We start from the raw sequence: 15,492 nt of genomic DNA on the forward strand, positions 1-15,492 counted from the left end.
TAGAATGAGTATTCCTAATGGTTTTACAAATGTCAATATATGTCACCAAAACTCTGTCTATATATAGTAACAGCAATAGTAAAAAAGTGGTGAGGAAATAAAATCCTTAACCACTCTTTTTTATGGCTTTTTGTGCTATAAATCAGATAAAGTATCTTTTTGTATAGCCTTATGTAAATCATTTATGCTGTTATGATAGTATGCCATGGTTATTTCTAAAGAAGAATGTCCCGCTATTCTACAGACATCTAATGGATTACTTCCATTTTTTATCATGTTAGTTAATGCTGTATGCCTTAACTTATGGGGCGAGGTACTTTTATCCAAACCTGCCTTCTTTCCATACTCTATTAGTTGACTCTTAATATGAGATAAAGCTACTTTGCTATGTGATACACTTGATAAAAACAAATACTCGCTATTAACATCATTAGCAATTTCCACTAGCTTCTTAACATATGGTTGTAACTTATTGTTCAATGGTACAATCCTTTGAGTCCTGTTCTTTGCAGTTTCTCCGTTTATGATGATGTACTTATCCTTTAAATTCACATCTTTAACCCTTATATTCACAGTTTCATTTACCCTTGTACCTACGGATAGCATGAGAAGTATTATAACGTAATCCCTTAATCCTGCGTATGAAGTCATGTTTATTACCTTGAGTAACTTTTTTATATCACTTTGAGTTAAAGGTTGTTTTTCATTCTTAACTTCCCTAACCTTTTTTACTCTTTCATTGATTCTATCCTTAACAAATCCTTCATCTTCTAAAAAGGCTAGATATACCTTTAAATAGCGTATTCTGATATTGGTAGTGTTAGGACTTACCTTCTCCAACATAAACGAAATATACCCTCTTATCAGCGTTATATCATATCGAATTTGGGTGTCCGAATAATACTCAGAAATATAGTTATTCATGTAAAGAAATGCCCTGTCATAATCATACAAAGTCCTTGTAGACAGGTTTTGTGACCTCTTACAGATGATAAAATCTTTCTGTTTTTCAATAAAGTCCTGTACGGAGAAGTATTCTGCTGTTACCTCGTTATCAAACCCTATCGGAGTAACATTTTTTGTTAATTGTAGTCTTTTAGCCATTTTAACACCTCAAATAAAAAAGATTACAGGTATCGGACACAGAAGAATTTCTTCCGAATCGAACTAGTAATCTTAATCATTAAAGTGCTATAAACCATTGATAACACTATGTATTTGGTGGAGGCGAGGGGAATCGAACCCCTGTCCGAAAGCCGCATCCCCTGAGCATCTCCGAGTGCAGTCCTTATTTTAAAATTCCCTCTGCCAAACGCCTAAGGACAGGCTTTTGGTTTTGGTAGCTTCATAATTTCCGTTCCCTACTCAAAGCTTTGTAGGGCTCGTTTCCCCGCTGTCGACGCCAGACCCTAAGTCGCGGGACTCTTAGGCTGACGAGCAACTATACTAAGCTGCTAATGCTAAATTATCGTTTTCGTTTATATTTAAATCCATAGTTTTTTAACGCGGGCCCATGGGTCCCTCGACTCGCTTCCCAGGAGCTACGTACCCCCGTCGAAACCATTACGCCCCCATGATAATTTATATTGAACAATAAACATTTAAAATAAGCAATTACTGCCTAAATACATAACCTACTGTTTATAGTCCAAATGTATTACATAGAAACGCCACCGATATTTAGTTTTTAAAACATAAGCATAACTTCGACTACACTATAAATAAAATGTATCTATTATTATACACCTATATATAGCAAACTGTCAAAATCATGATACGTTATTATAATACAATATATATAATAATTAATCAAGTATAAATACTTGTAAAAAGCAATTACATTATGCCTATAATCTCATTCTTTCTTTCATCTGCCTATCAATATCTCTCTTGGCAGCTTTTTCAAGCATAGCATCTCTTTTATCGTAGTTTTTCTTACCTTTTGCCACTGCTAAGCTTACTTTTACCATGCCATTTTTTAAATATAAAGATAATGGCACTAGTGTGTATCCCTTTTGGCTTGTAAATCCTATTAATTTAAGTATTTCATTTTTGTGAAGAAGCAGTTTTCTATCTCTTAATGGATCTTTATTAAATATGTTTCCCTTTTCATATGGACTTACATGCATATTTACTACAAACACTTCTCCATTTCTTATATCAGCATAGCTATCTTTTAAATTAGCTTTTCCTTCTCTTATGGACTTTACTTCTGTTCCTACTAATTCTATTCCAGCTTCATAGACTTCTTCTATGAAATAATCATGTCTTGCTTTTCTATTTTCCGCTAAGGTTCTCGTTCCTTTTTCTTTAGGCATCTATCTCACCCCTAAAATTTTAGTTGAATTGTGCCACTTCATGTGAACAACTCACATCTGAGCAACTCATTTGTATATTTTTAGTCTATTATATAGTATATCATTTTGTAGTACACTTTTCAATTAGCAACATAAGAATATTGTGAAGCAAGTGCAATAAGAAAAATCACACTTTAAGTCCGTGAAACAATTGTAATTTGGGACTAATCACAATACGCTAAGAACTTCTACATGTTTGCAGATTTCAATCCCCTAAAACCTTAACTCGCTCCTTGCATCCCTCAAACAAGAAGGATGATTTTCCTCCACTACGCTATGGAAAATCTTTAATTTATGATAGAAAGGCGCTCCTAATATTTTTTAGGCGGAGCCTTTCGAAAAGTTATATGGTACCTATTAAAATAAAATAACAACTAAAATTCAATTCATTTTGCCGTAAGGCAGTTATTTGTATAAATGAAAATTTGTAAGTTAGAACAGGTAAGAGGTAAAAAGTAAGAAGTAAGAGTTAATGATAAAACTCAAGAAGTTTTTATGATTAAATTCATCATATTTTATCTCTATGCCCCATCTTTTAAAATATAATTCTTTAAATTCTTGAATTTTCATAGATTCATCAAATAAATTAGTTACTAAAACTTCTTCAGTTTCTGAGTCAAGATAGAATTTTATAACTCTAACTTTATATGTTTTTTTATCATGTGTAATTTCTATTATTTGATCCTGCTTTTCTACATTAATTTTTTTCTTGAATACATTATTTTTTAGTCTCATGACAAAATAAATATTGCTTTCAATCAACGTAGACATCAGCTCAATACTTGGGTATCCCCTATCAAATAATATCAAGTCCTTTATTGAAGAAACTTTTTTTATTTCAGAAATTAATTCTAGTGCTATTTTTCTTTCAGAAGTTTCAAAACGATATATTTTACTTTTTATAACAATCTTATTTAGCACATCAAAGAGACATGAAGCACTTGCGCGAGCAATGGCTACGCTAGTGTGTTGATTTTTTGCATATCCAAACTCATTTCTCAAGGTTTCTGTATTAGGTAACTCTATTGTAGTACCATCAATGGCAGTTAATCTGTATCCATTCCAAAGCTTGTATTCATCACATTCTTCATAAATAACATCTACTATTTTATCATTTAGCTCAATAAATGCATTAGGATTAATTTTTTGCCTGTTTTCTGAAAAAGCTTGTTTTGAAATTGTATCTTCTCTTTTCAAAATCACTTCAAAAAAATTGTTTAATTCTACTTGTAAAGACTTGTTTATCATATTTAGCATAAATAGCATTGTTTCTTTAAATCCCATTTTTCCTGCCCTCGTAAAGTATGATGGACTTGTTCTATTCGAACATTTAAATATATAGTCCTCAATCATTATTTGACTTTATAACATGGCTTTTTTAAAGCTTTTTTTTAATTTCATTTTTATCACCTTTAATCATTAGAAATACACAAAATTTATGTGCTCTTTTTGATTATTTGTGATAATTTTAAAATGTAAAGTGTTTTTGAAAGGAATTTTTTACTTTTTATTACATTTTAACTTAATGACATTGGGCGTGAGCCCGTTGATTTATAACGAGTGATTGAGGACTAGGGATTAGAGACTAAGGACTAAAACGAAAGGCTCCGCCTAAAAAAGATTATGAACCCTTTCCTATCTATAAATTAAAGATTTTCCATAGCGAAGCGGAGGAAAATCATCCTTTAGTCAGCTGTGTTCCTCCTCTGATAGCCTATGCATGAACTGAAAAATCTGTCTTTAAGGTAACAATAAATATATTTTCTTAGACTATTGAGCTAGCCTTAGAAATTCTTTGTTTTCAAATTTCAATACCCGTTAAGAAGCTTTCATGTTTGAGCGCCGTCAGAAGCGAGTTTGAAAGCTTTAGGGTATTGAAATTTGAAAACATTAGAATTTCTTGGCGTATTGCGAACAGTCTAAAAAATATATTTATTGTGAACTTAAAGACAGATTTTTCTTATGGCACTTGCTTCTCAATATATTCTTACTCTTCGCTTTCGAGATCTTCTAGTGATATTATTTTATATTCATAAGATTGTATAGCCTCTTCTTTAGACTCTGTTGACTCTTCCTCAGGCTTTTCTTCCTTTAATAATTTAAAGTTAACTTCGTAGGCATCTAAGTCAACGCTTTCTACTTTAATCTTTACTTTGTTGCCTAATCTATAGGTTTTTTTGGTTCTTTCACCTATTAGACAAAGATGTTTTTCATCATAAATATAATAGTCATCATCTAATGTACTTATGTGAACAAGTCCTTCTACAGTATTAGGAAGCTCTACAAACATTCCAAAGTTTGTTACTGAGGAAATTATGCCATCATATTCTTCTCCAATTCTTTCACTCATGTATTCAGCTTTCTTCAAGTCGTCTACTTCTCTTTCTGCTTCATCAGCTACCCTTTCTCTTTCTGAAGATTGCATAGATGCATAATCTACAGCTTTTACTAAATTATTAGTTTTCTTTTCATCTAATCTTCCATTTATAAATTCCTTTATAATCCTATGAATTATAAGGTCTGGGTATCTTCTTATTGGTGATGTAAAGTGACAGTAGTATTTAGCTGCCAAACCAAAGTGACCTATGCATTCTGGTGAATATCTAGCTTGTTTTAGGGAACGAAGTAAAAGTGTGTTTATGACAACTTCTTCATCCTTTCCTTTCACTTGCTCTATTACACCTTGAAGCATTTTAGGATGTATTTCATTTCCCCATCTTATAGCTACCCCTAAATTATGAGCAAATTCACTAAAGTGCATTAGTTTTTCTTCATCTGGATCTTCATGAACTCTATATACAAAAGGAGTATTAGCCCAGAACATATGCTCAGCCACTGTTTCATTACAAACTAACATAAATTCTTCTATAATTCTATTAGCTATAGCTCTTTCATATGGTTTAATGTCTATAGGTTTTCCCTGTGGATTTAATATTATTTTGCACTCTTCAAAGTCAAAATCTATAGCTCCTCTTTTTAACCTCTTGTTATAAAGTATATTACAAAGCTCTTCCATAGCCTTAAAGTCTTCTACTAAGTAATCATACTTTTCCATAAGCTCTTTGTCCTTATCCCTAAGTATTTTGGTTACATCAGTGTATGTCATTCTCTCATCTGTTTTAATTATACTTTCTACTATTTCATAATTAACAACTTTTCCATCCTTATTTATTTCCATTAGACAGCTCAAGGTTAATCTATCTTCTCTTGGATTTAAACTACATATGCCATTAGATAACTTCTTAGGAAGCATTGGAATTACTCTGTCTATTAAATAAACAGATGTAGCTCTTTTCAAAGCTTCCTTATCTAAAGGCGAATTTTCCTTTGCATAGTGAGAAACATCCGCTATATGTACTCCTAAATAATAGTTTCCATTTTCTAATTTTTCTATAGAAACTGCATCATCTAAGTCCTTAGCATCTTCTCCATCTATAGTGACCATTCTTACATCTCTAAGATCTTTTCTTCTCTTGTATTCCCCTTCCGGTATCTCCATCTCTATATTATCTGTGTATTTAAGCACCTTTGGCGGAAAATCCTCTGGTAGCTTATATTTCTTTATTATAGATAATATATCAATGCCCTTTTCACCTTTTTTTCCTAGTATTTCTACCACTCTACCTTCTGGATTTCTTCTAGGCTCTGGCCATTGAGTAATTTCTATGATTACTATGTCACCACTTTTAGCACCATTTTTTTCTCCTTTTGGTATAAACACATCTTGTATTATTCTCTTGTCATGTGGGATTACAAATCCAAAATTTCTACTGTCTTCATAAGTTCCTATTATAGTTGAATTAGTTCTCTCTAATATTCTTATTATTTCCCCTTCACATTTTTTATTCTCCGCTTTTTCTTTTGTTATTTTCACCATTACTCTATCGCCATTCATGGCTCCATTCATATTGGATGAAGATACAAAAACATCTGGACCTTCTTCATCAGTTATGACAAATCCATATCCCCTAGCATGACTTTGAAGTTTCCCAGGCAATAATCCCATTTTATCTGGAAGTCCATAATGCTCTGTTCTGGTTTTAACTATCTGACCATCCTTCTCCATGCTTTTTAAAGTGCTTTTAAAGGCTTTTATTTCTTTCTTGCCTATGCCAAACACCTTAGCTAATTCTGTTATATCCATTGGTTTATATGCTTTTTCCTTCATAAAGGAAAGAATAATTTCTCTTATATTCATAATTATCGTTACTTTATATATCTAAAATCCATATCTGAAATCAATTTATAATACTATATTTACATTGAATTTACAGCTAAAATCCTCTTATAATATTATATTTCACATTGAATCTTAGTAAATCAGTAACTTTTCCTCCTCTCCATATCTTTTATTATTGTAACTTATGGCTAAAATTTATTTTCTCTCGTATTTACCTTTCGCTGGATTGTAAATGATACTAATTTATACATTAATATTATTTCAAAAACAATATTTATTATTCTCATATTACCATTATACTACATACTTTGCCATAGATTTCTTAATACATTAACATTTTGCAAGCACAACCACATTTATATACTTTAAAAATATTTATATTTCATATTTTTTATTATAACAATTCCAAAATTTAAAATATTCCAAAGATATTAGGAATATTTTTACTTATGTTTTGCAAAATACGATTTATTTATACATTTTTACTATAGATACCGCTGTTCTCATACAAATTTTCTATAATGTGTTTTTCATATTGATAAATATTGCCACCTAATCTATAATTAATTTCGGGTTAAACCGACATTAATTATAGGGGGGAAGCTAAATGAAAAAGAAGAAAATACTAAGTCTTCTTCTTGCAGTAACATGCAGTCTAGGTCTTGTAGCTTGTGGAAATTCTACGTCCAAAAAAGATTCAAAAACTGCTGCTGCTAAAGAAGAAAAAATTAAAGATGGTGGAACTATGGTTTTTGCATTTGGTAGTGATCCTACAAAACTAAATCCATTTTATCAAGATAACAGAGTAACTTTTACTGTTAACAATGCTTTATTTAGTCCACTATTTATTATGGATAGCAATGAAACTAGATATTATTTAGCAGAAAAAGTAGAAGAATCTGCCGATAAACTGACTTATAAAATTAAGTTAAAAGACAATCTTAAATGGCACGATGGAAAGAAAATAACCGCTGATGATATTATATTCTCTATAAATACTATATGGGATGAAAAACAATGTATAGGCGATAGAGAGAGTTTCTTAATTGGCGGCAAAAAATTTGAAATGAAAAAAGTAGATGACTTAAACTTAGAGATTAAATTACCTCAAGTTTATATGCCTTTTAAAGGAGTTATTGGGGGGTTACGTCCAATTCCAAAACACGTTTATGAAAGTGAAAAAGACCTAGCTAAATCAGAGAAAAATAATAAACCAGTTGGTTCAGGTCCTTATAAATTTAAAGAATGGAAAAAGGGAGATCACTTAACTATAGAAAGATTTAATGACTATTTTGGCGGAAAACCTCATATAGATCAAATAGTTTATAAAGTATCTGCTGATAAAAATAGTGGTGCTATAGCTTTTGAAAATGGTGAAGTAAATGCAACTTATTTAACTGAGAAAAAATTCAACACTTATTCAAAAGATGATAAGTATAAAACTTATAAGTTTGATGAATCTATGCCAGAATATATGGTATTTAACTTTGAAAATAAGCTTCTAGGCAAAAAAGAGGTTAGGCAAGCTATAAGTTACGCCATAAATAGGCAGGATTTATTAAAGAGTATATTTGAAAATATCGAAAATGCTAAACCAGCTTATTCTGTATTCCCACCAAGCACTTTATATTACACAGATAAAGTTGAACATTATGATTACAATATAGAAAAAGCTAAAGGTTTGATGAAAAAGGCTAATGTAGAAAAAGCAACTTTAAAATTTGGATATATAGCTGGAAACGAAAAAGATGTAAATCAGTTTAATGTTATTAAAGAAAATTTAAAAGCTATAGGAATAGATGTTAAACCAGTACCACTTGAACAGCAAGCATTTTTCTCTCAAGTATTCGGAGAAACTCCTAAAACTTTTGATTTAACTTTAAATGCTTATGTTTGTGGTACAGAACCTGACGCTTATTCAGGATTATTTGTAAAAGGCGGCGCTATGAACTGGAGTGGCTATTCTAATGCTGAATTAGATGAACTATGGAAAAAAGCTGCTATAGAAACTAATGAAGCTAAAAGAAAAGAAATGTATGAAACTATTCAAAAGAAGTTAGCTGAAGATGCTGTTCAATACAATATAGATTACTCTGCTTCAATGATAGGCGTAAGTGCAAATATAGGTGGAGTAGAAAAAGCTAAAACAGTTCCAATATACATGTTTGAAGACTTATCTAAATTGTATTTTATTGAAAAATAATATGATATAAACGAATCCAATGCAATATCATATATAATCAGTAATATTATAAACATATTATATTCATGATTATCCCACAAAAAGCATTACATTACCTGAATTATGAAATTTCTCTGGAATGACTTGCATAAGAAGCGAAGGAACTGTTTAAATTTAATTTTAGAAATTCTTCTTTTAGACAGATAAAATTATCGTAACCCTTAAAAGGACGCCAGGCTAGCGAACCTGAGGCAGGACGCTGAATGTGAGCGTTAGATAATTTTATATGGCTAAAAGATTAGAATTTCTTAAATTAAATTTATTGTTCCGAGCTCTTATGCAAGTCATGGAGGAGAAATTTCATAATTTCATCACATTATACCTTATTGTGGTTTAATCATATTCATAAGTAGATTATAAATTAAGGGGCATGCTTGGATTAATATCCATCCATGCCCTTTATTGTAAAAAAATTATTTAAAAACTTGCACTTCTCAGATGTGCATTAAAGGTTGGTGTTTTATGAAAAAATACATATTTAAAAGAATTCTACAGGCTCTACCAATGTTATTTGTTATATCTATAATTTCTTTTGCTCTTATGAACTTTGCTCCCGGAAATCCTGCTCATGCCTTTATAACCCCTAAAATGAATGCTAAACAAGTGGCTAAAATAAAGGAAGAACTAGGATTAAACGATCCTGTACCTATAAGATACACAAAATGGTTAAAAAACTGTACTAAGGGTAACTTCGGATACTCCTATATAACGCATGAACCTGTGCTAAAAGAAATGGGGGTTCGTCTTCCGACTACTTTAGGGCTTATGGGAGTAACCATGCTTATGTCTGTGATTATATCTATTCCATTAGGTATGATTTCGGCACTTAAGAAAAACTCCAAAACTGATAATATTATTACAGGTATTTCTTATATAGGTATATCCATCCCTAGTTTTTGGTTTGCTATGCTTATTATTATACTTTTCTCTAGTAAACTAAAGCTACTACCTTCTTCAGGTATGAGAAGTATAGGGGTAAATTCTCCCCTAGATTTAATAAAACACAGCATAATGCCTTGCGCTGTGCTATGTTTTCCAAATATAGCTGTACTTACAAGATATATACGTTCTAGTGCCTTATCACAACTAAAAGAAGATTATATAGTAACTGCTTTGAGCAAAGGTCTTTCTACTAAAGCTGTACTATATAAACATGTTTTAAAAAACTCCATTCTCCCTTTAATAACTATACTAGGCATGAGTCTTCCAGAGCTTGTTTCAGGAGCTTTCATTACAGAAACTATATTTGGTTGGCCAGGCATGGGGAGATTTGGCGTAGAAGCCATATTTAATAGAGATTATCCTGTAATTATGGCTATGACACTTATATCTTCTTCACTGCTTATTTTAGGAAACTTAATTTCAGATATTTTGTACGGAATTGTTGATCCAAGAATTAGGGTGGTGGATAAATAATGAAAAATAGATTGTTTATAAATTTAAAAATACATTTTAAAAAGAACAAATTAGCTTTAATTTCTTCCATTATATTATCAATAATTATATTAAGCTCTCTACTTGCCTTTTTATCTCCTTATGATCCAAATAAGATAAACGTTTCAAATAAATTGGCATCTCCCAGTATTCAACATATATTTGGTACTGATGAACTAGGAAGAGATTATTTCACAAGAGCACTTTATGGTGGTAGAATATCACTTAAGGTTGGCTTCTTATCAATGCTAGTATCCATTTCCCTTGGAACTATAATAGGTGTTATAAGTGGCTATTTAGGCGGTATAGTTGATAGTTTTATTATGAGAATTATAGACATACTCATGTGTATACCAACTTTTTTTCTTATATTAATAGCTAATGCCTATCTAGAACCAAGCATAAACAATATAATAGCTATAATTGGTCTATTTGGTTGGATGGGTGTTGCTAGAGTAGTACGTTCCGAAACTTTATCTTATAAACAAAGAGAATATGTTTTATGTTCTAAATCCTTGGGGGCAAATAATCTTCACATAATTTTTAAACACATTATACCAGATGTTATTTCCTCTGTTATAGTCATGTCTACCTTGAATATAGCAGGAGCCATACTTACAGAATCCTCTTTAAGTTTCTTGGGACTTGGTGTCCAGCAGCCCATGGCTTCTTGGGGGAGTATGCTGCAAAATGCACAAAGCTACATAACAGATAAACCTCATATGGCTATATGTCCTGGACTGTTTATTTTACTTACAGTACTCAGCTTTAATGTACTAGGTGATACCATTAGGATTGCTCTAGACCCAAAAATCAACGAACAAATTTAATAACTCGTAAAAGCTATTCCTAAGTGCTAAAATTCAGAAAATTTTTTACCCTTATCTTTCATCACTTTCTCAGCGTACTGCCCTCTTAGGCTAATAAGCACTGTTATAAGTCTAAGATGAACTTTTCCCTACAAGTAGGTGCCATTTGCTAGCATAATAGAAATAAAAAAAGCGCACTGCACAGTGCGCTTTTTCTATTTCTATTTAAAAAGATTTAATAATATTCCACCATATTGAACCATTACTGGTGCAAATACTAGTGCAACTATTGTCATAAGTTTTATTAATATGTTCATAGCAGGGCCTGATGTATCCTTGAATGGGTCACCTACAGTGTCTCCAACAACTGCTGCTTTATGAGCATTGCTGCCTTTTCCACCATGTGCTCCACCTTCAATGTATTTCTTAGCATTATCCCATGCTCCACCAGAGTTAGCCATGAATATAGCCATAAGAACTCCTGTTGCAACAGCTCCACCTATTAATCCGCCTAGAGCTTCTGGTCCTAATAATAAACCTATTAATAGAGGAACTACTATAGCAAGTATTCCTGGTAATAACATTTCTTTTAATGCTGCTCCTGTTGATATATCAACACAGCTCTTATAATCAGGTTTTCCTTTACCTTCCATGATTCCTGGAATTGTTTTAAATTGTCTTCTAACTTCTTCTATCATTTGGTTAGCTGCTTTACCAACTGATTCCATTGTTAAAGCACCAAATAAGAATGGAAGCATCGCTCCTATTAATAATCCTGTAAGTGTTACTGGATTTAATAAATCTATAGTTTCTAATTTAACTGCTTGCGCATAAGATGCAAATAATCCAAGAGCTGTAAGAGCTGCTGAACCTATTGCAAATCCCTTACCTATAGCTGCAGTTGTGTTACCAACTGAGTCTAGTTTGTCAGTTATTTCTCTTACTTCGTGAGGAAGTCCTGACATTTCAGCTATACCACCAGCATTGTCTGCTATTGGACCATATGCGTCAACTGCAACAGTTATACCTGTAGTTGAAAGCATACCTACAGCTGCTAAAGATATACCGTATAATCCATGAGCTACAGTAGTTGCTCCATCCATTATAAAGAATGAAACTAAAACTCCAACACCTATAAGGATTATTGGTAATACAGTAGAGTACATTCCGACTGCTAATCCAGATATTATTGTTGTAGCTGCACCTGTTTCTGATTGCATACCAATCTTTTTAACAGATTTATATTCATCAGAAGTATACATTTCTGTTATTTTACCTATTAACATACCTACAACTAATCCTGCTGTTATAGCAGCAAAAGCTTTTAGGTTTCCAAATACATAGTTACTTAATATAAAGGCTACAATTATAACTAGAACACCACTTATAGTTGTTCCTGTATTTAAAGCCTTTTGTGGGTTTGAAGATTTACTCTTTCTAGCTATTAAAACACCTACGATTGAGGCTATAATTCCTATTGCTGATAATAACATTGGGAACAATATAGCTCCTTTTTCAAGGTTAACACTTCCAGTAAATAATGCTCCAAGAGTTAAAGCTGAAATTATAGAACCAACATAAGATTCAAATAAGTCCGCTCCCATACCTGCAACGTCACCAACGTTATCTCCAACGTTATCTGCTATAACTGCTGGGTTTCTTGGGTCATCTTCTGGTATTCCTGCTTCTACTTTACCAACTAAGTCTGCTCCAACGTCTGCTGCTTTAGTGTATATTCCACCACCAACACGTGCAAATAAAGCTATTGAGCTGGCTCCTAGTCCAAAACCTGTTAAGAATTCAGTGTTTCCACCAAATATCATGTATAACACGCTTAGTCCTATTATTCCAAGACCAACAACTGACATTCCCATAACTGCTCCGCCAGAGAATGCAATTTCAAGAGCTTTTGATTGTCCATGTCTCGCTGCATTAGCAGTTCTTACGTTTGCTTTAGTAGCAACTCTCATTCCAAAGTAACCTGCTAATATTGAGAATATAGCTCCTACTACGAAACATACTGCTGTTTGCCAACCAATAGCAACTGCTATAAGTACAAATACTATTACTATAAATATTGATAATGACTTATACTCTCTTCCTAAGAAAGCCATAGCACCTTCATGTATGTAACCTGCGATTTCCTTCATTCTATCAGTACCAGCTTCTTCTTTAGATATAGCGGCGCTTAGAATAAAAGCAAATACTAGTGCTAAAATACCTGCAATAGCTGCATAAATATTAGTATTCAATTCTTATTCCTCCTATATTAAATTTTATTTTATTATATTTATCGCTATTGTAACAATAGCAAATAATATACTTGATATTACTGTAATTCTAGCTAAAACTTTCTCTGATGTTCTTATATTGTGTTTTGCATAGAAAGTATCTTGACTTGGTGCTGCAAAATTGTTAAAACCATCTGCTTTACTTGGTTGCATCATTACTGATACTATAATTGCAATTGAAAAAATTATTTGCATGGCAACTAATAGTTTTTGCATAGCTTCACCTCCCCGTGTGATAAAACACATGACTATTTTAGCACACCCCACATAAAATTACAATAACAATAAAGGGGTACCTTATGTGCCCCTTTATTCTCTTATTTATTTTACAATTATATCACAAAATACAATATTTATTCAATATTTATTGCCGTTTTATTTTATTTCATGGGTACCTATTATACTATTCTCACCATCTATGAAAATAAATATATATCGTAAGATTTCCATTTACAATAGAATTGGGAATTATGGCAACTATGCCTGTAGATAAACAGATTTTTTATAATCTGTAATTATCTATTTATATTGTAGAATGCTTTTATTCCTCTATATTCTCCCATTTCACATAATTCTTCTTCTATTCTTAATAATTGATTGTATTTAGCAACTCTTTCACTTCTTGAAGGAGCTCCTGTTTTAATTTGTCCTGCATTAACAGCTACAACTAGGTCAGCTATAGTAGTATCTTCAGTTTCTCCTGATCTATGAGATACAACTGCTGTATATCCAGCTCTTTCAGCCATTTCTATAGCATTTAATGTTTCTGTCAATGTTCCTATTTGATTAAGCTTTATAAGTATTGAGTTAGCTGTCTTTCTTTCAATACCCATTTTTAATCTTTCAGTATTTGTAACAAATAGGTCATCTCCAACTAACTGAATTTTATTACCAAGCTTTTCAGTCATAAGTTTCCAACCATCCCAATCTTCTTCAGCCATACCATCTTCTATAGAGATTATTGGATATTTTTCTACTAAGTTAGCATAGAATTCAACCATTTCAGCTGGAGTTAATGTCTTGCCCTCACCTTTTAATTCATACATATTTGATTCTGTATTAAAGAACTCAGATGATGCTGGGTCTAAAGCTATGAATAAATCCTTTCCTGGCTCGTATCCTGCTGCTTTTATAGCTTCTATTATAACTTCTATAGCTTCTTCATTACTACTTAGATTTGGAGCAAATCCACCTTCATCACCAACACCAGTTGCTAATCCTTTTTTATTTAATATTGATTTTAATGCATGGAATGTTTCTGAGCACATTCTTAACGCTTGTGAAAAACTTTCAGCTCCTACAGGCATTATCATAAATTCTTGTAAATCCACATTGTTGTCAGCGTGAGATCCACCGTTGATTATGTTCATCATTGGAACTGGTAAAACTTTACCGTTAACTCCTCCGATATATTGATATAAGCTTAATCCTAAAGATTCAGCTGCTGCTCTAGCACAAGCTAATGAAACTCCAAGCATTGCATTTGCTCCTAGTTTTCCCTTGTTAGGTGTTCCATCAAGTTCTATCATAGCTTTATCTATAGATACTTGATCTATAACATTCATTCCAACTAATTCATCAGCTATTAATGTATTTACATTTTCAACTGCTTTTAAAACACCTTTTCCAAGGTAAACTTCTTTATCACCGTCTCTTAATTCTACTGCTTCAAATATACCTGTTGATGCTCCTGATGGAACTGCTGCTCTTCCTACTACACCATCTTCTAATGTAACTTCTACTTCTACTGTTGGGTTTGATCTTGAATCCAATATTTGTCTTGCATAAACATCAATGATTTCAATATAATTTTTCATTTAATTATCCCTCCGCTTTTTTTAATTAATAATTAATAGTGAATAACTCAACTTTCACACATAAATTTCAAACTCTACATTAGATGAATAAACATTTTTAATTTTAGATTCTTTTTTTACGACTACGAAAGTTGAAATAATAATTTATTAATTACCACAATATTAATTATTATTATATATAAATTTTTTTACTGACTTATTATTTACTTACTTATTATTCACCTAGTTCTTATTTATTATTAGTACTTAATTTATATGTAGTGCTCGTACTTAATCTTATCTCTAGTCACCAATCACCATTTTTAAAGTTTAGGTAATAATAAGGCTCTAGTTTTTATTTAAATTTGTAGATTTTTTTAGCG

10 protein-coding genes and 1 other RNA gene are annotated in these 15,492 nt (G+C 31.8%); 3 read left to right on the plus strand and 8 right to left on the minus strand.

Going from position 1 to position 15,492, the window contains the following annotated elements; all coding sequences use genetic code 11:
• Positions 1-135: 135 nt before the first annotated feature.
• The 5 genes from CC89_RS10565 to rnr form a co-directional block, all read right to left on the minus strand.
• Entirely contained in the window at positions 136-843 is a 708-nt protein-coding gene (locus CC89_RS10565; protein ID WP_035291966.1) for a tyrosine-type recombinase/integrase, read from the minus strand.
• Between the two features lie 376 nt (positions 844-1,219).
• Positions 1,220-1,573, minus strand: a transfer-messenger RNA (tmRNA) gene (ssrA, locus tag CC89_RS19990).
• 274 nt (positions 1,574-1,847) lie between these two features.
• Complete coding sequence (gene smpB / locus CC89_RS10570) at positions 1,848-2,318, minus strand: SsrA-binding protein SmpB (protein ID WP_035291971.1); 471 nt, start codon at positions 2,316-2,318, stop codon at positions 1,848-1,850.
• 471 nt (positions 2,319-2,789) lie between these two features.
• Complete coding sequence (locus tag CC89_RS10575) at positions 2,790-3,641, minus strand: IS4 family transposase (RefSeq protein ID WP_051931713.1); 852 nt, start codon at positions 3,639-3,641, stop codon at positions 2,790-2,792.
• A 703-nt stretch (positions 3,642-4,344) separates the two neighbouring features.
• Entirely contained in the window at positions 4,345-6,555 is a 2,211-nt protein-coding gene (rnr, locus tag CC89_RS10580) for a ribonuclease R (protein WP_035291974.1), read from the minus strand.
• Between the two features lie 589 nt (positions 6,556-7,144).
• On the opposite strand from rnr, the gene CC89_RS10585 reads away from it, so the two are divergent.
• The 3 genes from CC89_RS10585 (at position 7,145) to CC89_RS10595 (ending at position 11,043) form a co-directional block, all read left to right on the plus strand.
• A complete protein-coding gene (locus tag CC89_RS10585; RefSeq protein WP_035291977.1) occupies positions 7,145-8,740 on the plus strand; it encodes an ABC transporter substrate-binding protein in 1,596 nt (531 codons plus the stop codon).
• A 501-nt stretch (positions 8,741-9,241) separates the two neighbouring features.
• A complete protein-coding gene (locus CC89_RS10590; protein ID WP_035291980.1) occupies positions 9,242-10,195 on the plus strand; it encodes an ABC transporter permease in 954 nt (317 codons plus the stop codon).
• A complete protein-coding gene (locus CC89_RS10595) occupies positions 10,195-11,043 on the plus strand; it encodes an ABC transporter permease (RefSeq protein ID WP_035291984.1) in 849 nt (282 codons plus the stop codon). The genes CC89_RS10590 and CC89_RS10595 overlap by 1 nt, the downstream gene beginning before the upstream one ends.
• A 200-nt stretch (positions 11,044-11,243) precedes the next feature.
• Here CC89_RS10595 and CC89_RS10600 read toward each other — a convergent pair whose 3' ends face one another.
• The 3 genes from CC89_RS10600 to eno form a co-directional block, all read right to left on the minus strand.
• Positions 11,244-13,274: a sodium-translocating pyrophosphatase gene (locus CC89_RS10600; RefSeq protein WP_035291987.1), complete on the minus strand. Its 2,031-nt coding sequence runs from the start codon at positions 13,272-13,274 to the stop codon at positions 11,244-11,246.
• A 24-nt stretch (positions 13,275-13,298) separates the two neighbouring features.
• On the minus strand, positions 13,299-13,529 hold the full coding sequence (secG, locus tag CC89_RS10605) for a preprotein translocase subunit SecG (protein WP_035291989.1): 231 nt from the start codon (positions 13,527-13,529) through the stop codon (positions 13,299-13,301).
• 299 nt (positions 13,530-13,828) lie between these two features.
• Positions 13,829-15,130, minus strand: a complete 1,302-nt coding sequence (gene eno / locus CC89_RS10610) for a phosphopyruvate hydratase (RefSeq protein WP_035291991.1) — start codon at positions 15,128-15,130, stop codon at positions 13,829-13,831.
• Positions 15,131-15,492: the final 362 nt, after the last annotated feature.

The sequence above is a fragment of the Clostridium sp. KNHs214 genome (assembly GCF_000744935.1).
GTDB lineage: Bacteria > Bacillota > Clostridia > Clostridiales > Clostridiaceae > Haloimpatiens.

Coding starts and splice junctions, on each gene's coding strand:
- CC89_RS10565 (WP_035291966.1), bottom strand. CDS start 843: ATGTTGGAGAAGGTAAGTCCTAACACTACCAATATCAGAATACGCTAT.
- smpB (WP_035291971.1), bottom strand. CDS start 2,318: ATGCCTAAAGAAAAAGGAACGAGAACCTTAGCGGAAAATAGAAAAGCA.
- CC89_RS10575 (WP_051931713.1), bottom strand. CDS start 3,641: ATGGGATTTAAAGAAACAATGCTATTTATGCTAAATATGATAAACAAG.
- rnr (WP_035291974.1), bottom strand. CDS start 6,555: ATGAATATAAGAGAAATTATTCTTTCCTTTATGAAGGAAAAAGCATAT.
- CC89_RS10585 (WP_035291977.1), top strand. CDS start 7,145: ATGAAAAAGAAGAAAATACTAAGTCTTCTTCTTGCAGTAACATGCAGT.
- CC89_RS10590 (WP_035291980.1), top strand. CDS start 9,242: ATGAAAAAATACATATTTAAAAGAATTCTACAGGCTCTACCAATGTTA.
- CC89_RS10595 (WP_035291984.1), top strand. CDS start 10,195: ATGAAAAATAGATTGTTTATAAATTTAAAAATACATTTTAAAAAGAAC.
- secG (WP_035291989.1), bottom strand. CDS start 13,529: ATGCAAAAACTATTAGTTGCCATGCAAATAATTTTTTCAATTGCAATT.
- eno (WP_035291991.1), bottom strand. CDS start 15,130: ATGAAAAATTATATTGAAATCATTGATGTTTATGCAAGACAAATATTG.